At 71.1% G+C, this 18,657-nt stretch carries 19 protein-coding genes; 3 read left to right on the top strand and 16 right to left on the bottom strand.

Annotated features, from left to right (window positions below):
* Window positions 1–12: 12 nt before the first annotated feature.
* Genes GGR16_RS19135 through GGR16_RS19120 form a run of 4 tightly spaced genes read right to left on the bottom strand, consistent with a single transcriptional unit; the run spans window position 13 to window position 4,148 of the window.
* Window positions 13–1,419, bottom strand: a complete 1,407-nt coding sequence (locus GGR16_RS19135; RefSeq protein WP_183317649.1) for an aldehyde dehydrogenase family protein — start codon at window positions 1,417–1,419, stop codon at window positions 13–15.
* Complete coding sequence (locus GGR16_RS19130; protein ID WP_019404438.1) at window positions 1,416–2,744, bottom strand: FAD-dependent oxidoreductase; 1,329 nt, start codon at window positions 2,742–2,744, stop codon at window positions 1,416–1,418. Before GGR16_RS19130 ends, GGR16_RS19135 begins: the two co-directional genes overlap by 4 nt.
* Window positions 2,737–2,994: a 2Fe-2S iron-sulfur cluster-binding protein gene (locus GGR16_RS19125; protein ID WP_019404437.1), complete on the bottom strand. Its 258-nt coding sequence runs from the start codon at window positions 2,992–2,994 to the stop codon at window positions 2,737–2,739. Before GGR16_RS19125 ends, GGR16_RS19130 begins: the two co-directional genes overlap by 8 nt.
* A complete protein-coding gene (locus tag GGR16_RS19120; protein WP_183317648.1) occupies window positions 2,991–4,148 on the bottom strand; it encodes an NAD(P)/FAD-dependent oxidoreductase in 1,158 nt (385 codons plus the stop codon). The genes GGR16_RS19125 and GGR16_RS19120 overlap by 4 nt, the downstream gene beginning before the upstream one ends.
* A gap of 177 nt (window positions 4,149–4,325) precedes the next feature.
* Here GGR16_RS19120 and GGR16_RS19115 point away from each other — a divergent pair, with 177 nt between their 5' ends.
* Window positions 4,326–5,225 carry a LysR family transcriptional regulator gene (locus GGR16_RS19115; RefSeq protein ID WP_019404435.1) on the top strand — a complete coding sequence of 300 codons (900 nt, stop codon included), beginning with the start codon at window positions 4,326–4,328 and terminating at the stop codon, window positions 5,223–5,225.
* 555 nt (window positions 5,226–5,780) lie between these two features.
* Window positions 5,781–6,455 (top strand): aspartate/glutamate racemase family protein, encoded by a 675-nt coding sequence (locus tag GGR16_RS19110; RefSeq protein WP_019403499.1) that lies wholly within the window; start codon window positions 5,781–5,783, stop codon window positions 6,453–6,455.
* Window positions 6,456–6,459: 4 nt separating this feature from the next.
* Here the strand turns inward: GGR16_RS19110 and GGR16_RS19105 are convergent, their stop codons facing one another.
* From GGR16_RS19105 to GGR16_RS19080, 6 genes are all read right to left on the bottom strand, one after another.
* Complete coding sequence (locus tag GGR16_RS19105; RefSeq protein WP_183317647.1) at window positions 6,460–7,440, bottom strand: ABC transporter ATP-binding protein; 981 nt, start codon at window positions 7,438–7,440, stop codon at window positions 6,460–6,462.
* Complete coding sequence (locus tag GGR16_RS19100) at window positions 7,437–8,516, bottom strand: ABC transporter ATP-binding protein (RefSeq protein ID WP_183317646.1); 1,080 nt, start codon at window positions 8,514–8,516, stop codon at window positions 7,437–7,439. Before GGR16_RS19100 ends, GGR16_RS19105 begins: the two co-directional genes overlap by 4 nt.
* Window positions 8,503–9,390 carry an ABC transporter permease gene (locus GGR16_RS19095; protein WP_425486583.1) on the bottom strand — a complete coding sequence of 296 codons (888 nt, stop codon included), beginning with the start codon at window positions 9,388–9,390 and terminating at the stop codon, window positions 8,503–8,505. The genes GGR16_RS19100 and GGR16_RS19095 overlap by 14 nt, the downstream gene beginning before the upstream one ends.
* Window positions 9,387–10,340, bottom strand: a complete 954-nt coding sequence (locus tag GGR16_RS19090; RefSeq protein ID WP_019403495.1) for an ABC transporter permease — start codon at window positions 10,338–10,340, stop codon at window positions 9,387–9,389. Before GGR16_RS19090 ends, GGR16_RS19095 begins: the two co-directional genes overlap by 4 nt.
* A 101-nt stretch (window positions 10,341–10,441) precedes the next feature.
* Window positions 10,442–12,046, bottom strand: coding sequence for an ABC transporter substrate-binding protein (locus GGR16_RS19085; protein WP_183317644.1), 1,605 nt, complete (start codon window positions 12,044–12,046; stop codon window positions 10,442–10,444).
* Between the two features lie 3 nt (window positions 12,047–12,049).
* The gene (locus GGR16_RS19080; RefSeq protein WP_183317643.1) at window positions 12,050–12,676 is read right to left on the bottom strand and encodes an ureidoglycolate lyase; all 627 of its coding nucleotides are present in this window, start codon (window positions 12,674–12,676) and stop codon (window positions 12,050–12,052) included.
* A 217-nt stretch (window positions 12,677–12,893) separates the two neighbouring features.
* Here GGR16_RS19080 and GGR16_RS19075 point away from each other — a divergent pair, with 217 nt between their 5' ends.
* A complete protein-coding gene (locus tag GGR16_RS19075) occupies window positions 12,894–13,631 on the top strand; it encodes an FCD domain-containing protein (RefSeq protein ID WP_183317642.1) in 738 nt (245 codons plus the stop codon).
* On the opposite strand, the gene GGR16_RS19070 is transcribed toward GGR16_RS19075, so the two are convergent.
* The 6 genes from GGR16_RS19070 to GGR16_RS19045 all read right to left on the bottom strand — a co-directional run bounded on the left by GGR16_RS19070 (window position 13,616) and on the right by GGR16_RS19045 (window position 18,615).
* Entirely contained in the window at window positions 13,616–14,857 is a 1,242-nt protein-coding gene (locus GGR16_RS19070) for a Zn-dependent hydrolase (protein WP_019403491.1), read from the bottom strand. The genes GGR16_RS19075 and GGR16_RS19070 overlap by 16 nt on opposite strands.
* A 158-nt stretch (window positions 14,858–15,015) precedes the next feature.
* Window positions 15,016–15,963: a ring-cleaving dioxygenase gene (locus tag GGR16_RS19065; protein ID WP_019403490.1), complete on the bottom strand. Its 948-nt coding sequence runs from the start codon at window positions 15,961–15,963 to the stop codon at window positions 15,016–15,018.
* A gap of 59 nt (window positions 15,964–16,022) precedes the next feature.
* Complete coding sequence (locus GGR16_RS19060; protein ID WP_019403489.1) at window positions 16,023–16,532, bottom strand: DoxX family protein; 510 nt, start codon at window positions 16,530–16,532, stop codon at window positions 16,023–16,025.
* A complete protein-coding gene (locus GGR16_RS19055) occupies window positions 16,529–17,335 on the bottom strand; it encodes an HvfC/BufC N-terminal domain-containing protein (RefSeq protein WP_040405113.1) in 807 nt (268 codons plus the stop codon). The genes GGR16_RS19060 and GGR16_RS19055 overlap by 4 nt, the downstream gene beginning before the upstream one ends.
* Window positions 17,322–18,260: an MNIO family bufferin maturase gene (gene bufB / locus GGR16_RS19050; protein ID WP_183317641.1), complete on the bottom strand. Its 939-nt coding sequence runs from the start codon at window positions 18,258–18,260 to the stop codon at window positions 17,322–17,324. Before bufB ends, GGR16_RS19055 begins: the two co-directional genes overlap by 14 nt.
* A gap of 31 nt (window positions 18,261–18,291) precedes the next feature.
* Complete coding sequence (locus tag GGR16_RS19045; protein WP_019403486.1) at window positions 18,292–18,615, bottom strand: BufA1 family periplasmic bufferin-type metallophore; 324 nt, start codon at window positions 18,613–18,615, stop codon at window positions 18,292–18,294.
* Between the last annotated feature and the right edge of the window lie 42 nt (window positions 18,616–18,657).

Raw genomic sequence — 18,657 nt, 5'->3', positions numbered from 1 at the left:
GTCCTGGCACGCTCAGTCGATCACGACCTTGAGCTCGCTCATTTCCCGCAAGGTCACGTGGATGCCCTCGCGCCCGAGGCCGCTCGACTTGATGCCGCCGAAGGGCACGTTCTCGGCCCGGAAGTCGGGGCCCTCGTTCACCATCACGCCGCCGACGCGCAATTGCCGGGACAGGCACCGCACGAGGGCATGGTCGTTGGTAAAGATGCCGGCCTGCAGGCCGTAGGGGCTGTCGTCCACCTCGGTGATGACCGTGTCGATCGCGGTGAAGCGCCGCACCGCGAGGACCGGGCCGAAGGTCTCCGACTTGACGAGATCGGTCGAGGCCGGCACGTCGTCGATCAGGGTCGGTGCCACCAAGGTGCCGCGGCGCGTGCCGCCGGCGAGGATGCGTCCGCCCTCCGCCGCCGCCTTGCGCATGCGCCGTTCCACCTCGGCCGCCGCCGCCTCGTCGATGACCGGGCCCATGACGGTCGCCGCGTCAGCGGGATCGCCCGTCACCACCTCGGCGATGCGGGCGATCAGGCGCTCGATCATGGCGTCGTGGATGTCGTCGTGCAGGTAGAGCTTCTTCACCGCCGCGCAGCTCTGGCCGGCGATCTCGAAGCGGTGGGCGATCGCGGTATCCGCCGCCCGGTCGAGATCGGCGTCGGGCAGGACGATGAGCGGATCGTTGCCGCCGAGCTCCATCAGGCAGCGCACGAGGCCGGAGGCGTTCTTGAGTGCCAGCCCCGCCTGCGGGCCGCCGGTGAAGCTCAGGATGTCGATGTCGCCGCTCGCCAGCACCGCCGCCGCCTCGGCGCCGCCGTGCACCACCGAGAACAGGCCCTCGGGGAAGCCGGCCTCCTCGGCGAGCTCCGCGAGCCGCGCCGCCGCAAGCGGCGCCTTCGGCGAGGGCTTGGCGACCACCGCATTGCCGGCGGCGATGGCCGGCCCGAGCTTGTGGCACAGGAGGTTGAGCGGGTAGTTGAACGGCGTGATGGCACCGACGACGCCCGCCGGCTGCCACGACACCTGCGCCACCTTGTCCGGCGCGCCGGCGACGACGGCGCAGGGCAGCACCTCCCCATGCAGCACGATGGCCGCCTCGGCCGAGAGGCGCAGGGTGTTCTGCGCGCGACGCACCTCGTTGCGCGCCTCCGCGATGGTCTTGCCCACCTCGGCCGAGATCAGCTGCGCCATCGGCTCGGCCTCACCGGCGAGCTTGTCCGCAAGGGCGAAAAGCAGCGTCTTGCGCTCGAAGGGCGTCGAGCGGCGGAATTCCTGCCAGGCGCGGCGCGCGGCACGCAGGGCGGCGGCGATGGTGACGGCATCGTCGGCGACGACGCGCCCGACGACCTCGCCTGAGAAGGGCGACGTCACGTCGAGAACGGGCCGTTGCCGGCCGGCTTCGTTGAGGGCGAGCGAATGCGTGGTCATCGGTCCTCGGTGTCCTGATGGATCCTGGGGTTGGTGCGGGCGGCGGGATCGCCGAAGCCCGCGAGGGAGGCGAGCGAGACGGGCCGGACCGGCCAGCGCGGCACGGCCGAGGCCTTGAGCGAAGGATCGGCATCGGGGCGCAGCGCAGCGACGCTCGCGCCGCAGAAGCGGCCCTGGCACGGGCCCATGCCGAAGCGGCCGACAAGCCTGAGCTCGCGCATGGACGCGTCAGGCCGGAGGTGGTCGAGGTCGGCGACGCGCAGGCCCTCGCAGCGGCAGACGAGCGTTTCGGGCGGAGGCGACGGTGGCGGCGCCTCGCAGAGCCGGGCGAGCGCCGCCTGGAACCGGCGGGCCGCGCCGAGCGTCTGTTCGTCGCCGGCACTGGCCGCGCCTCGCCCGAGAAGGGCGAGCATCTCGGCCGCGGCGCGGCGTCCGTCCGCGACGGCGGCATCGGCGCCCAGGATCTCGCGGCCGTCGCCGGCGAGGAGGACCGGAACCGGCCCGTCGCGCGTCTCGGTGATCCCCGTGCTCGCGCCCGCCCGTAGGCCGTCATGGACGAGGAGATGGCGCACACGATAGGTGCGCTCGGCCGCGCCGTGGCGCACCATGACGTCGAGGTCGTCGCCTTGCGTGCGGACGGCAGTGACCGCCGCGCCCGTGACATAGGGCACGCCGTGCCGCAGCAGTCGCGCGGCATAGCCGACGCCTTCGGCGACATTCGCGGGTGAGGCGAGCATCGCCGCAAGTGCTGTCGGCCGGCGCCAGGGGCGGCCCCGCTCCAGCACTGCGACGGGCGGATTGCCGGCAGCGGCGAGCTGGGCGGCGACGGCGAGGAGGAGCGGCCCGCTGCCCGCAACGAGGACCGGCCCGTCGGGCGCCCGGCCCGTCTCCTTCAGCAGCACCTGTGCGCCGCCGGCCGTCATGACGCCCGGCAGCTCCCAGCCGGGGAAGGGATGCACCTTCTCGACCGCGCCAGTGGCGAGGATGATGCCGGCCGGGCTTAGCGCCTCGACGCGCTGCCTGCGCCTGTCGTCGATGAGGGCGTTGTCGGCCCCGTCGAGGCCGAGGAAGACGGTCGAGGTGCGCAGGTCGATGCGGCCGCCCGCGGCGGCGAGACCGGCCGCGAGCATGGCGAAGCTGCGGGCGTGGCGCGCCGGGCGCAGCACCTTCGGCACCTGCGGGCTTGCCGGTTGGCGGTGGATGGCACCGCCGATCGCGTCCCGCTGCTCGGTGAGGACGACCGGCACGCCGGCCTGCGCAAGGGCGAGCGCCGCGCCGAGCCCAGCGGGGCCGGCGCCGACGACGAGGACGGGCGCGTCAGACATGGTCGTCTCCCGTCATCGCCGGGCCAAGGCGCATGCCGTCGACGGCCGGCGTCAGGCAGGCCTCGACGACGCCGAGCCCTTCGACCGTCACGGCGCAGGCCTGGCAGGCGCCGATGCCGCAGAAGATGCGCGCGGGCCGTCCATCCGGCCCGCCGAGGTCGCGAAGCCCCGCTGCCAGCAAGGCCGCGGCCAGCGTCTGGCCTTCGCCGAAGGGCACGCGCCGGCCCTGCCAGAAGAAGGTGCCGGTCATTGGGCCACCTCCCGGACGGCGAAGCGCCGCGGCGACAGCACCGAGACGTCGGTTGCGGGAGCCTCGCCGAGCGCGAGGCGCGCCGCGCAGGCCCCCATCAGCGGCCCGAGGCAGATGCCGTCGCCCTCGAAGCCCGTGGCGACGACGAGTCCGTCGACCGCCGGATGCGGACCGACGATGGGCAGGCCGTCGCGGCAGGCCGTGCGGATGCCGGCGAAGGTGCGGATCACCCGCCGGCCCGCCAGCGGCGGATAGAAATCGAGCGCCTCGCGCAGGATGGCGGCGATGGTCGCCGCATCCGTGCGCCGGTCCGAGCGGTTCTCCTCCCGGCTGCCGCCGATGAGGAACTGGCCGGTGACCAGCGGATCGATGACGAGGCCGATATGCGGCTTGTCGAGGCTGATGCCGCGCTTGGCCGCGAGATAGGTGGCCGCCATCAGGTGCCCGCCGATCGCCGGGCCGGACGGTTGCGCCCGGTCGGTCACGGCCATCTGCCCCTTGCGCGGCACCAGCACGTCGCCGAGGCCGATGAGCACCGCCGAGCCGATGCCCGCCGCGACGATGACCCGATCGGCGGCGATCTCGCCTTGCGCCGTTACGACGCCTGCGACCCGATCGCCCCTGAGCTTCAGGGCCCGGACCGGCGTCGCGCGGCGCAGCGCCGGTCGCGAGCGGGCGAGGAAGCGCGCGGTGATCTCGTAGCCGATGGCGTGGCCGTCGTCGGGCACCTCGATGCCGGCCGTCACGCTGGCGCCGAGCCCCGGCAGGAGGCGGCGAAGATCCACCGCGCTGCGGGCGACGACGCGCTCGCCGGCCGCGGCGAGATCGGCCCCGTGGCGCTCGAGAAGGCTCGCCTCCTCGTCGCCGCGCGCGAGGAGGAAGGTGGAGCGGGGATGGAACAGCCCCTCGAGCACGCCCCTGGCGGCGAGCTCGCGGTAGAAGGCCCGCGCCTCGAGCGCCAGCGCCATCATCGGGCCGGGCCGCTTGCTGGCGACGGAAACGGCGCCGTCGGAAGCGCCCGTCGCGCCCGCGGCCGGGGCCTCGGCCTCGACCAGCGTCACCCGCGCGCCGGCCGCCTCGAGGAAGAAGGCGGCGGCCGCGCCGACGATGCCGGCACCCACGACGACGACGTGAGGAGAAGACCTTGAGTGCATGAAAACCGTTGCCGCAGGAATGGCTTGCGGCCGGGATCATCATCGCGGGCACGGCTCCGGGTCGATACAAATGATGGGCGCCGACTTGCCGGTTTTCTTGAAGTTGGCAAAGCGGCCCGGGCCGTGCAAAGGTCCGCCGCCACGAAGGAAGCCGGACAGGCCGGGGGGACCGGGCAGATGCGCGACGCCAATCTCACGCTGATCCAGACCTTCTTCATCGTCGCCCGGAGCGGCTCCTATTCGGCGGCGGCGCGCGCCCTCAACATGAGCTACCAGTCCGCCGCCAACCACGTGCGGCGGCTGGAGCAACTGCTCGGCGAGCAGCTCGTCGTCTCCGAGCAGGGCGCCAAGGCGATCACGCTCACCGCCCGCGGCCGCAGCCTCTACCAGCTGCTGCAGCCCGAGCTCGAGACCATGCTGACGCGCCTCGGCGGCATTCTCGACAAGGAGCGTCCGGTGCTGCGCGTCGGCCTGCCGCAGGCCATCTTCTTCTATCTCCTGCCGCCGATCATGACGGCGTTCCGCGAGCGCTACCCCACCATCGAGATCATGGCCTACGAGCGCGACACGGTGCTCGCCGACATGATCCGCGACGGCAGCCTCGACGTCTGCATCACCGAGCGCTACTTCGGCGACCGGTCCATCCCGCAGCACCTCATCGGCACCTATCGCCTGTCGCTGATCTACCCGGGCCACTGGGGCGCACCGCCAGCACCCGCAGACGTGCCGGAATGGACCAGGGGCCGGCCCTTCGTCACCTACGAGCCCGGCCAGCTCGTGCGCAACCTCGCGCTCGACTACCTGAGCCGCGCGGGCGAGACGGAAATCGCCGTCTCCACCTCCGGCAGCTCCAGCGTCAAGCGCTGCGTCGAGGCGGGCCTCGGCTTCGGCATCATCCCGAGCTGGTGCTGCACGGCCGGCGACGACCACCTCATCGCCGTGGAGCTCGACGCCCTGCCCGAGATCCCGATCTACTTCGGCGAGGCGAGCTTCCTCGCGAGAAATCCTTACGTGGCGCTGCTGCGCCAGCTCTGCGACGAGCGGCTGCTGCAGCGCGCCCCGGCGGCCGCCTGGTGAGGAGAGCCGCAGCAGCAGTGCTGTTCAGTCGGATTTCCGGCGCCCAACGCATTCCGCCGTCATGGCCGGGCTTGGCTAACGCAAGTCGGGCTTGCCCGACTTGCGTCACTTCAAAGAGACGCAACGCGCAAAGCGCGCTGCTGTTGCCATCCACGCCTTTGAAGCGTCTGTAACGTCAAGGCGTGGATGCCCGCGACGAGCGCGGGCATGACGGCGGGAACGGTTGCGCTACACATCTGTACGCGACCACACCGGCACGCGACCACACCTGCTCACGGCCACGCCCGCACGCTGCCACACCGCTCGGGCTGACAACGCTGCCGTTGCAGCGCCATCCCTGCTGCCGCATGCAAGCCATGCGGGGAAGGAATATGCGCTCGCGGCATCTTCGGTCATAGATGGCGCACCGCTCGCGGGCGGTCCGACCTGCCGGCTGCGGGCCGCGAAAACGTTGCGGCACGGGGCTTGCACCTGCCCGCCCATGGACCACTTTCGGGTGCCTCCCGTCCCATGACGGAGCACCGCCGGCAGCGTCGACGAGGTCGGGGAGTTAACGTGCACATCGTCCTCTTCAATCCGAATTCGAACGAGGCAACGACCGACACCATGGTCGCCATCGCGCGCGAGGCGGCGGCGGGTTCGGCCATGATAACAGGGCGCACGGCGCCCTTCGGCGCGCGCATGATCGTCGACCAGACGGCCCTGTCGAAGAGCGGCGAGGCCATCGCGCAGATGGCCAAGGACCTCGCGGCCGAGATCGCGGCCGGCCGGCAGCGCGTCGATGCGGTGATCGTCTCGGCCTTCGGCGACCCGGGCCTCGATGCGGCGCGCGACGCCCTGCCCTGCCCGGTCATCGGCATCGGGGAAGCCGGCATGGCCGAGGCGGCCGCCGGCGGACGTCCCTTCGCCGTGGTCACGACGACGCCCGGCCTCGTCGAGGCCATCAACGCACGCGCGGCCGCGCTCGGCTACACGGCCCAGTTCCGCGGCACGCGCCTCACGGAAGGCGACCCGACCGAGCTGACCGCGGCTCCGGCCCGGCTGGAAGCGGCGCTCGCCGCGGCCGTCGATGCCTCCGTCGAAGAAGACGGCGCCGAGGCCGTGATCATCGGCGGCGGGCCGCTCGCCCGCGTCGCCAAGCTGCTGACGCCCCGCTCGGCCGTCCCGATCATCGAGCCGGTGCCGGCCGCCATCCGCCGGGCGCTGACCCTGTCGGCCGCGGCCGCCTGAAGGTCTACTCAGCCGCCTCCAGCCTGTCCGCGAGAACGCAGGCGACGCGGCGACCCGGCCCCGGCACGATCATCGGCGGCGGGGCCGTGCGGCAGCGCTCGTCGGCGAAGTCGCACCGCGGCGCGAAGGAGCAGGCCTCGGGCGGCCTCTCGAGCGCCGGCGGCGCACCGCGGATCGCCTCGAGCCGCGCACCCTTGACGGCGCCGTGCAAATTCGCGGCAAGCAGGCCCTTCGTATAGGGATGGCGGGCGTCGCGGATGACCTCGGCGACCGTCCCCGTCTCCACCACATTGCCGGCATACATGACCGCGATCCGGTCGGCGACCTCGACCGCGACGCCGATGTCGTGGGTGACGAAGATGACGCCCATGCCGAATTCGCGCTGCAGCTCGCGCAGGAGGAGCAGGATCTGGATCTGCACCGTGGCATCGAGCGCCGTCGTCGGCTCGTCGGCGAGCAGCAGCTTCGGCCGGCAGGCGAGCGCCAGCGCGATCATGGCGCGCTGGCGCATGCCGCCGGACATCTCGTGCGGGAAGACCTTCAGCCGTCGCTCGGGCGAGGGAATGCGCACGCGCGTCAGCATGTCGAGCGCCCGCTCCATCGCCGCCCGGCGGCCGAGGCCCTCGTGGCGCATCACCGCCTCGGCGATCTGGTCGCCGATGGAATAGACGGGGTCGAGCGCCAGCATCGGCTCCTGAAAGACCATGGAGACCGTGCCGCCGCGGTAATCGGCGAGCCGGCGCCCCGAGAGGGACAGGACGTCGACGCCGTCGACCGCGATCATGCCGGAGATGGCCGTGCGGCGCGGCGGCAGCAGGCGCAGCAGCGTCTTGAGCGTCACGCTCTTGCCCGAGCCGGATTCGCCAAGGATGGCGAGCACCTCGCCGGGAGGGAGCGAGAGGTCGAGGCCGTTGACGGCGTGCACCGTGCGCTCGCCGGAGAAGGTGACGCTGAGGTCGCGGATGTCGACGAGAGGCTTCGTCATGCGGCGCCTCCGGCGGCTGAATGGCCGGAGCCGGCCACCAGCATGTGGCAGGCGGCGACGTGGGCCTCCGCTCTCGCCTCCCCTCCCCGGGCCTCGCCGGGAACGGACGCCAGCGCCGGCTTCACCGCCGCGCAGACCGCTTCGGCGAAGCGGCAGCGGGTGTGGAAGCGGCAGCCCGTGGGCGGGTCGATGGGATTGGGCGGGTCGCCCGCCAGGGGCGGCTCCTCGGTGCGCGCATCCGGATCCATCGACGGCATCGCGGCGAAGAGCGCGGCCGTGTAGGGATGCGCCTTGCGGGCATAGACCGCCTCCGCCGGGCCGATCTCCACCACCTCGCCGAGATACATCACCATCACCCGGTCCGAGATGTAGCGCACCACGTTGAGGTCGTGCGAGATGAAGACATAGGTGAGGTCGCGCTCCTCCTTGAGGTCGGCGAGAAGGTTCAGCACCTGCGCCTCCACCGACTTGTCGAGGGCCGACACCGCCTCGTCGAGGATGACGAGGCGCGGCGCCATGGCGAGCGCCCGGGCGATGTTGACGCGCTGGCGCTGGCCGCCGGAGAGCTCGTGCGGATAGCGGCCGGCAAAACGCGCCGGCTCGAGGCCGACACTCGCCAGCAGCTCGCGCGCCCGCCGCCGCGCCTGCCCTTCGCCCATGCCGTGCACCTTGGGGCCGAAGGCGATGGAATCCTCGATGGTGAGGCGCGGGTTGAGCGAGGCGTAGCTGTCCTGGAACACCATCTGCACGCCGCGGCGCAGCTCGCGTAGCGAAAGTTGGTCACCGAGGCGGTCGCCGTCGAAGATGATGTCGCCTTCGTCGAGCGCGATGAGGCCGACGAGGAGGCGCGCCGTGGTCGACTTGCCGCAGCCGGATTCGCCGACGATGCCGAGCGTCTCGCCCTTCACCACCTCGAAGGAAACGCCGTCGACGGCGTGCACCGTGCCGGTGCGCCGGCCGAAGAAGCCGGAGCGGATGGGGAAATGCCGCCTGAGGTCGCGTGCGATGACGAGCGGCTGCTGCGGGCCGCCGCGGTCGGGCAGCGGGGCGACGGGGGCAAGGTCAGTCGCGGACATTCATCGCACTCCTGAGGCCGTCGCTGACGAGATTGAGGCAGAGCGACGTGACGAAGATCATGAGCCCCGGCAGCGCCGCCACCCACGGGTTGATGTAGATGGCCGTGCGCAGGGTGTTGAGCATGAGGCCCCATTCCGGCTCCGGCGGCTTGACGCCGAGGCCGAGGAAGGAGAGCCCGGCGGCGAGGATCATCGAGACGCTGGTGAGGCTCGTCGCATAGACGAAGATCGGCCCGAGCACGTTGCCGAGCACATGCACGCGCACGATGGTGAAGGCGCCCGCCCCGGACGCCCGCGCGGCATCGACATAGTCGAGCGAGCGCACGCTCGCCGTGACGCTCTCGGCGACGCGGGTGATCGGCGGCACGAAGACGATGGTGAGCGAGACGAGGCTGTTGACGATGCCGGCCCCGAGCGCGCCCGAGATGGCGATGGCGAGCAGCACCGAGGGAAAGGCGAAGAACACGTCGACGAGGCGCATGATGACGGTGTTGGTGCGCCCGCCGACATAGCCGGCGACGAGGCCGAGTACCGTGCCGATGGAGAAGGCCGCCACCACCGGCGTGATGCCGAGGAAGAGCGTGAGCCGGCCGCCGTAGACGAGGCGGGCCAGCATGTCGCGGCCGAGCTCGTCCGTGCCGAGCGGGAAGCCGGGCGTGCCGATCCTGCGCAGGCGCCGCGCCATGCTGCCGGCATAGGGGTCGGCCAGGCCGAGATAGGGCGCGAAGATCGCCGCGAGGATCAGCAGGAGGAGCAGGACGGCGCAGCCGGCGGCGACCGGATCGCGCCGGAAGCGGCGGGCGACGCCCGACCAGTAGCCCTGCGTGCGCTCCACCGGGGCGACGATGCTCTCGGTGATGACGGCCATCGTCATGTCCTCTTGATGCGCGGGTCGATCACCGTCTGGGCGAGATCGACGAGGAGGTTCACGGCGACGAAGAAGAGCGCCAGCACGAGGATGGTGCCCTGCAACAGCGGCAGATCACGCTGGAAGATGGCGTTGGAGAGCAGGAAGCCCGTGCCCGGCCAGTTGAACACCGTCTCGATGAGGATGGAGCCGCCGAGGAGATAGCCGAGCTGCAGGCCCATGACGGCGAGCGCCGTGGGGGCGGCGTTGCGCACCACGTGGCGCAGCACGCCGCCGTGCATCAGCCCCTTGGCATAGAGCGCCTGGACGAATTCCTGCGAGAGGATGTCACCGACGAGGGCGCGCACGGTGCGCGCGACGATGCCCATGGGCACGACGGCGAGCGTCACCGCCGGCAGGACGAGATAGCGCAGGTGCTCTGCGTCCCAGCCCCAGTCGCGGGAGCCGCCGGGGCCGGCCCCCATGGCGGGCAGCCAGCCGAGCGTGACGGAAAAGACGATGACGAGCACCATGCCGAGCCAGTAGTTCGGCACCGAGACCCCGGTGATGGCGAGGGCGGTGACCGCCCGGTCGACGCCGGTGTCACGGAAATAGCCGGCGACGAAGCCGAAGAGGAGCCCGAGCGGAAAGCCGATGAGGCTCGCCGCCGCCGCGAGCACGAGGGTGTTGCCGACGGCGGTCATCACCTCCCCCGCCACCGGCCGGCCCGTGGCGATGGAGCGGCCGAGATCCCCCGTCGCCGCCTTGGCGACCCACAGGCCGAACTGCACCGGCAACGGCTTGTCGAAGCCGTAGGCGGCGCGCATCTCGGCCTCCTGCTCGGCCGTCGCGTCGAGCGGCATCACCGCCACGAGCGGATCGCCCGGGGCGATGTGCACGAGCATGAAGCAGATCAGGCTGACGCCGAGCGCCACCGGGACGACATAGACGAGGCGCCGGAGAAGATAAGCGAGCATGCGTCGTCCACCCTTCGTGAGATGCGCCGCATCCGTTCGATGCCCGGAAGCAAGGGGCGCGGCGGACCCGGCCGGCATGGCGCCGGCCGGGAGCGCTGGGGTTAGTCCATCGTGATGGAGCCGAAGTTCTGGTACCAGTTCTGCGCCTGGACGAAGCCCTTGACCTTCGTGCTCATGGCGCGCGGCGCCACATCGTGCGTGACCATCAGGAAGAGCGCCTCGTCGACGAATTTCTCATGCGTGCGGCGCATCACCTCGTCCTGCGCGGCGGCGTCGAAGGTGGTGCGGATCTCCTTGAAGAGCGCGTCCATCTCCGGGTCGCAGTAATGGCCCCAGTTGGTGCCGTTCGGCGGTTTGAGATCGCAGGCGAGGTGCCGGATGAGGCCGGTGAAGGGATCCTGGATGAAATAGCTGAAGTTGATCGACTTCGTGCCCTTGGCGCTCTCATGTCCGGCGCCGGCGCGCCAGATGTTGATCATCGTGTTCCATTCGACCACCTCGAACTCGACGTCGATGCCGACCTCGGCGAGGTTCTGCTGGATGAACTCGTTCATCGGCAGCGGCAGCATCTGGCCGGAGCCGGAGGGCGAGATCAGCGCCTTGACCTTGAGACGCTTGTCGGGCCCGTAGCCGGCTTCCGCAAGCAGCGCCTTCGCCGCCTCGGGGTCGTACTTCACCGCGAAGGTCGGCTCGCCGAACCACTGCGAGCCAGGCGTGAAGAAGCCCTTGGCCGGGAGCATCAGGCCGCCGAGCAGCTCCTTCATGCCCTCGCGGTCGATGGCGAGATTGGCCGCCTTGCGGATGCGGATGTCGTTCCAGGGCGAGCCCTCGAGGCGCGACAGGTGCCACGTCCAGTTGTGCGGCAGGGCGTTGGAGACGATCTGGTGGCCGGCCCCCGTCAGCGCCGGGATGACGTCCGGCGCCGGGGCCTCGATCCAGTCGACCTGGCCGGACAGGAGCGCGGCCGAGCGCGCGTTCGGCTCCGGCAGGGGCACGAGCACCATCTTGTCGAGCCTCGGCACCCGGGTCTGGTCCCAATGGTCCTTGAACGGCACGAGATCGGCGCGCTCGCGCGGCACGAAGTCGGCCAGCATCCAGGGCCCCGTGCCGGACGGCTTCTTGGCGACCGCTTCCCAGCTCTTGCCGAGCGCCTCCCAGTTGGCGGGCGAGGACATCAGGATCCAGGCGAGCTGATAGGGCAGCGTCGCGTCGGGCTCCTTGGTGACGATCTCGAGCGTGTACTTGTCGAGCGCCTTGTAGGAGGCGACGGCGGGAATGCGCGACTTGCCCTGGGCCGCCTGGCGCGGGTCGTATTGCGGGCTCTTGTCATCGAGCAACTTGTCGAGGTTCCACACCGCCGCCTCGGCGGTGAACGCGCTGCCGTCGTGAAACTTCACGCCCTCGCGGATCTTGAAGGTCCACTTGGTCTTGTCCGCCTCGTCCACCTTCCATTCGGTGGCGAGGCCCGGGATGAGGCCTGACGGCTTGTCGGCGCTCGTCAGGTCCCAGTTGATGAGCGCGTCGTACAGCGTATAGCCGATGAAGCGCATGCCCTCGCCGCCGTTGTCCGTCTGGCCGGTGGTCAGCGGGATGTCGGAGGCGGTCATGCCGATGCGCAGCGTGCCGGCGGCAAGCGCCGGGGCCGCCAGCGCCGTTCCGGCCAGGACCGCCGCGGCGAAGGCCGTTCTCAGTCGCCCGATACCCATGCTCTAAACTCCTTCCTGTCCTCTGGTCTTGTCGCTCCGATCATTCGTGGCGGATCGGATGAAGGATGCGATGGCGGCCGCGCCGACGATCCCGGGACGGCCGGGGAGCGGGAGAGGCCGGTCGAGCCGCGCCTGGCGCAGCCGCTCGCGCTCGCCCTCCCACACGGCCATCAGGAATCCGGCCGGCCGGTCGGCCGTGGTGAGCGGCGCATGCCAGACGCCGGGCCCGTAGACGATGGCCTGGCCGTGCCGGCCGACGAAGGCGGCGAGCGTCCCGGCCGCGACGGCGCCGTCCTCGCGCGCCAGCGCCACGACGACGAGCGGCGCGCAATCCTCGAGCGGCAGGAAGGCCTGCGCCGAGAAGGGATGGCATTCGAGGCCGGCGATGCCGGCCCCCGCCGGCCGCGGCGAGACGGCGAAATGGGCGAGGCACAGCCGCGCCGTCGGATCGCGGCTCTCGAGGTCGAGCAGCGCGTCGCGGCGCCGGGCATGGCCCTCGTTCACGACGGCGGCCGCGCCGATGTCGATGACGCGCCCATAGGGCGCGAAGGCCGCCGCGGACAGCGGGCGCCACGGAACGCCCGGCGCCGGGGAAATGGCGTCCTGCCCCGTCTCGGCGATGCCGTTCATGTCCGCCCCCGCTGCACGTTCCGGGCCTGATGTTCCGGAGTGATGTTGCAGACTTGCCAATCCCGGTGCCGGCCAGCATGGTGACGGGCCGGACTGACCGGTCTGACCAGTCAAGGCTGCGATCTGCCGCTTTCCGGTTCAAGCAACAAGTCTAGGCAGCGGCGCGCGAAAATTGGTCAACGGAGCAAAGCGAAGGAATGAGACGGGAGGCAGGAAGGTGACACCAGCCATGCCGCGCGGGCGCGAGCATCGCTCTGTACCGATGAAGACGGCAGAGGCCATCGAGGCCATGATCCGGGCCCGCGGTCTCGCCCCCGGCGACCAGTTGCCGGCCCAGCGCACGCTTGCCCAGGATTTGGGCATATCCCGCCCCTCGCTGCGCGAGGCCCTGTCCGTGCTCGAGACGCTCGGCGTCGTGCGGATCGAGATCGGCCGCGGCGTCTTCGTCGCACCGCGCGAGGACGGGCCGAGGGCGCCGTCGTGGCGTTTCGGGGAAAGCTTCACGCTCGCCGAGGTCTTCGAGATGCGCCTCGCCGTGGAGGGCCTCGCCGCCCTGCTCGCGGCGCCGCGCATGCCCCAGCCGGCACGCGAGGCACTGGCTGCCTCTGCCCAGGCCATGGGCAATGCCGCCCGGCGGGGCGATGTCGTCGGCGCCGCGGAGGCGGACACCGTCTTCCACGACCTCGTCGTCGCCCATTGCGGCAACCGCCTCCTGCAGGAGGTGCACGGCCGCACGCACGCGCTGACCACCGAGAGCCAGCGCGTGCCCATGGTCGCGCGCGACAGCCTGTTCGACACGACCGACGAGCATTTCGCGATCCTCGCCGCCTTCGTCGAGCGGAACGGCGAGCGCGCCCGCGCCGCGATGGAGGCGCACATCCGCGCCGCCGCCGGGCGCGCGGGGATCCACCTCGGCGCCGGCCCTGCGGTGCCGATGCTTCAGGCGGTGCCGTAGCAGCGCCGGTCGTGGTCGAGCACGGCCGCGAGCAGCACCTGCGCTCCCGCCCGGCATTCCTCATAGGACGTCGCCTCGGCCTCGTTGTGGCTGAGCCCGCCGGCGCAGGGCACGAAGACCATCGTCGTCGGTGCGATGCGCGCCACATAGGCCGCGTCGTGGCCGGCGCCGGAGACGATCTCCCGCCAGGAGAGCCCGAGCCCGTCCGCGGCCCGGCGCACGGCATCGACGAGGGCCGGGTCGAAGGCGACGGCAGGCGAATTCCACACCTGCCGCAGGGCGTGCTCCAGACCGCTCGCGCGGCCCGCCTCCTCCACCGTCGCGAAGAGCGCCTTCTCCATGACATCGAGCGCCGCATCGTCGGGATGACGGAAATCGACGGTCAGGAAGACATGGCCGGGAATGACGTTGCGCGAATTGGGGCCGACCTCCACGAGGCCCACCGTGCCGACGCCGGGCGGATGCGCCCGCGCGATGGCCTCGACCGCGCCGATGATGCGGGCCGCGCCGACGAGCGCGTCGCGCCGCAGGGACATCGGCGTCGAGCCCGTATGCGCCTCCCGTCCCGTCAGCGCGATCTCGTACCAGCGCATACCCTGCACGCCGGTGACCACGCCGATCGCCTTCTCCTCCGCCTCGAGGATCGGCCCCTGCTCGATGTGCAGTTCGAACATGGCGCCGAAGGCCGTGGACCCCACCTTGGCCGGCCCGCGATAGCCGATCTCATCCAGTGCCTCGCCGAAGGTCACGCCCTGCCTGTCGGTGCGGCTGTCGGCATAGGCGCGATCGAAGACGCCGGCATGGACGCCCGAGCCGAGCATGGCGGGCGAGAAGCGCGAGCCCTCCTCGTTGGTCCAGTTGACGAGCATGAGGGGCGCGTTCGTCTCGTAGCCGGCCTCGTCCAGCGTGCGCAGCAATTCGAGCCCGGCGAGGACGCCGAGGATGCCGTCGAACTTGCCGCCGGTCGGCTGCGTGTCGAGGTGGCTGCCGACGGCGATCGGCGGCACATCCAGCCTGCCCGGCCGCACGGCGAACATGTTGCCGACCTCGTCGACCGTGACCGTGCAGCCGAGGTCCTCGCAGGCGCTCTTCAGCCAGTCCCGTACCTGCCGGTCGTGGTCCGTCAGCGCCAGCCGGTTGATGCCGCCTTTCGGCGTGCCGCCGATGGCCGCCGTCTCCATGATCGACCGCCACAGGCGGTCGGGATCGATCGTCAGGTTGTGCATCTGCTCCTCATTGCCGGTTCGACTTTCCGGCAACGGGAGCAAAAGCCGTACCGCTTTCCCTAAGCCTTTCCGATGCAATTGAACCGGAAAGGCGTCCATCTTTTCAAATAGAGCATTTTCTTCGCGCCGAACCGGCATCCACTTCGGCGGAAAATGCTCTAGAGAGGCTTCAGATTGGCCTCGATCGCCGCCCGCTGCGGCTCGAGGAAGGGCGGTAGCGTGAGCTTCTCGCCGAGGCTGTCGAGCGGCTCGTCGACCGCGAAGCCGGGGCCGTCGGTCGCGATCTCGAAGAGGATGCCGTTCGGCTCGCGGAAGTAGAGCGAGCGGAAGTAGTAGCGTTCCACCTCGCCGCTGTTGGGCAGTCGGACGGAGCCGAGCCGCGCCGCCCAGGCCGTGAGGCCCTCCCTGTCCGGCGTGCGGAAGGCGACATGGTGAACGCCGCCCGCCCCCTGCATCGCCGGCCCGAGGCCGGACTCGACGAGGACGTGCAATTCGGCCGCCGGGCCGCCCTCGCCCATGGCGAAGACATGCAGCGTGGTGCCGCCGTCGACGGGATGAACGCGCTCCGGCCGCATGCCGAGCACCTCGGTGAGAACGAACTGCGTCGGCGCGAGATCGGGCACCGAAAGCGTGATCGGCCCGAGGCCGCGGATCTGGTGGTGCGCCGGCACTGGGCTGTCCTGCCACGGATGGCCCTCGCCAGAACCGCCGTCGTCGACGAGGTGGAGGCGCTGGCCCTCCGGGTCCTCGAAGACGAGCGCGGCGCGCCCCGCCCGCTCGCCGATCTCGCCGACCGTGCAGCCTGCCTCGGCAAGATGCTCGCGCCACCAGGCGAGGCTCTCCTCGCCCGCGACCCTGAGGCCGGTGTTGACGATGGCATGGGTGCCGCGCCGCTCGCGCGCCACCGGCCAGTCGAAGAAGGTCACGTCCGAGCCGGGCGAGGCGGCGCCGTCGCCGTAGAAGAGGTGGTAGGCGGAGGTATCGTCCTGGTTCACCGTCTTCTTGACGAGGCGCATGCCGAGCACGCCGGTGTAGAAGCGGTGGTTCTCGCTCGCCCGCGCCGTGATCGCCGTCAGGTGGTGAATGCCCGTCAGCATGTCGTCCATGGCCATTCTCCTCGCCGAAGCCTCAACGACATATCGGCCGGGAGGCGGGCATTGCAATGTCAGCGCCGGGAATTGCCCGCCGCAAGGAGATGATCGAGCGACAGGCGGCCCGGTCCGAAGGCCATGAGGGCAAGCGCCATGGCCGCCCAGGTGACGTGCACCGGCCAGCCGTCGGGCACGGTGAGCTGGATGATGAACGTCATGACGAGGAGGCCGAGGGCCGCCAGCCGTGTGCCCAAACCGAGGACGAGAAGGATGGGCAGGACGATCTCGGCGGTGCCGGCCGCAAACGCCGTGACGTGCGGGAAGGGATAGGCGTAGGGCCCGCCCGGCAGATGCAGCTGGAACTCCGAGGAGAAGAGCAGCACGGCGACCTCGTTGAGCGTGCCGAAGCCATCCCACTTGTTGATGCCGGAGCGCCAGAAGGGCACGGCAAGCGCGAGGCGCAGCAGCGCCTGCGCCACGGAAGGCGGCGCCAGTGCCGCGATCGCGGCCTCCACGCGTCGCATCGCCGTGGCGAGCAGGCGCCCGCCGTCGGCAGCGAGGTTCCAGCGCTCGGATATGCTCATCGTCCGTCTCCCGCAATGATGGAGGTGAAGGCGCCCGCCGCGAGAAGGCCGGCGAGATTGGCGGCGAGGTCGAAGCCGGGCGCCTCGGCGAGGGCCTCGCTCGCCGCGGTCGCGAACGGCGCCCCGGCGAGAAGGCGGGCGGCGAAGACGGCGCCGCCCGCGGGCAGGTGGCGGACCGCCACCGTGAGGCCGGGCCGCGTGACGAGCGCATCCTCAGGCGTGCCGGCGTCGATCGTCTGCGCCTGCCCCTCCTGCCGGTGGGCGGCGAAGATCGTGACGGCCGCGAAGGGCGAGCGCACGACCCGCGCGGCGGGATGGGCCACGAAGACGATATCCGCCAGCCGTTCGGCCGGGACGGCGGCAAGAGCCTGCGCCTCGAGCGGCGCGGCGTCCGCCGCGTGATAGGCGTCGAGCCACGCCCGCTCGAGGCGCGCGACATCCGCGAGCCACGGCGCCGGGGCGGCATGGTCCCAGGCGGCGATGAAATCGGGGAAGTCACGGCCGTATTCGAACAGCAGCGGCGAGGACGGCGGCCTTGCCCGCACATAGGCGCGGGCCACGGCGCGGAAGAAATCCTCCCCGGTGATGCGCCGCACGGCCGGAAACACGGCCCCGAGCGCCTCGATGAGGCTCACCGTGACATTGTTGCGATAGACGTTGTAGCGCTTGTCCGCCCGCTTGCCGCCGGGCCCCGAAACGAAGGCCGGCGTCGGCTGCAGGGGATCGAGCAGGCCGGGAGAGAACCGGGCCGCATAGGTGAGGCCGCCGCCGGCTTCCCCTCTCGCGTGTTCAGGCCGCTGCATGGGCGCCTCCGGCGGCATCGCGGCCGGCGTGCCGGTCGAGGATGACCTGGGCCGCGGCCGCCTCGCGCCTGAGCACCGGCCAGTCGGGAATGTTGCTGTCCCATTCGATCAGGGTCGGCACCGGGCCCCACCGGGCGATCACAGTGGCGAACAGGGTCCACACCGCATCGGCAACGGGCCTGTCGTGGCTGTCGATGATGAGCGGCTCGCCCTCGTCGTCCGCCTGTTCGGTATGGCCGGCGAGGTGGATCTCCCCGACGGCCGCGAGCGGGAAATCGGCGAGGTAATCGAGGGCCGAGAAACGATGGTTCGTGGCCGAGACGAAGACGTTGTTGACGTCGAGCAGCAGGCCGCAGCCCGTGCGCGCGACGAGCGCGCCGAGGAAATCCGTCTCGCTCATCGTCGATTCGCGGAAGAGGAGGTAGGTCGCCGGGTTCTCGATGAGGATCGGCCGGCCGATGGCCTCCTGCACCTCCTCCACGTGCGCGGCGACGCGCGCCAGCGTCTCGGGGGTATAGGGCAGCGGCAGGAGATCGTTGAAGAAGGCGGTCTCGTGCGTCGACCAGGCGAGATGCTCGGAGACGAGCGCCGGCTCGTAGCGCGCGACGAGCTCCCTGAAGCAGGCGAGATGCGCCTTGTCGAGCGGCTGCGGCCCGCCGATCGACATGCACACCCCGTGCAGCGACACGGGATGCTCGCGGCGGATGCGGGTGAGCGCATCATGCGGCGGCCCGCCGGCACCCATGTAGTTCTCGGCGTGGACCTCGAAGAAGCCGCGCCGCCCGTCGTCGGCTATGATGGCGGCGAGGTGCTCGTGCTTGAAGCTCGTGCCGGCGAGGCCGGCGACGGCGTGGTCTGGAAAGCGGGGGGCGCCGGCGCCCCCGGCCTTGTCGGCAGCTTTGCTGGCAGTGGCGAAATCGCGCATCGGCGCCCTCCCTGTCCGGTGGTGTCGCCGATCAGGCCGGCACGTCGCGCGTCAGCGGCGTCGGCGAGCCCGTGCGCCCGCCGGGAAGCTCGACCTTGGCGCAGGTGCCGCCCATCACGAATTTCCAGGCATTGCCCTGGAAGTCGACGGTCGAGGTGCCCTGGCAGGTGGTGCCGGGCCCGGCGGCACAATCGTTCTGGCCCCTGAGCGCCACGCCGTAGCATTTCTCCTTGCCGGCGGCGACGGCGGCCTTGGCCTCGGCTTCCGTCAGCGGTGCGGAATAGGCGAAGGAGGACAGGGCCGTGGCGACGGCGCCTGCGAGGATCGCGGTGCTGACGGTGGTCTTGGTGGACATGGTGTCGTCTCCCGTTCAATGACTGCGCAAGCTGTCCCTGCG

This window comes from Chelatococcus caeni, from assembly GCF_014196925.1.
GTDB classification, from domain to species: Bacteria; Pseudomonadota; Alphaproteobacteria; order Rhizobiales; family Beijerinckiaceae; genus Chelatococcus_A; species Chelatococcus_A caeni.
The sequence above is the reverse complement of the archived record's forward strand: the minus strand, read 5'-3'. Positions and strand labels throughout refer to the sequence as shown.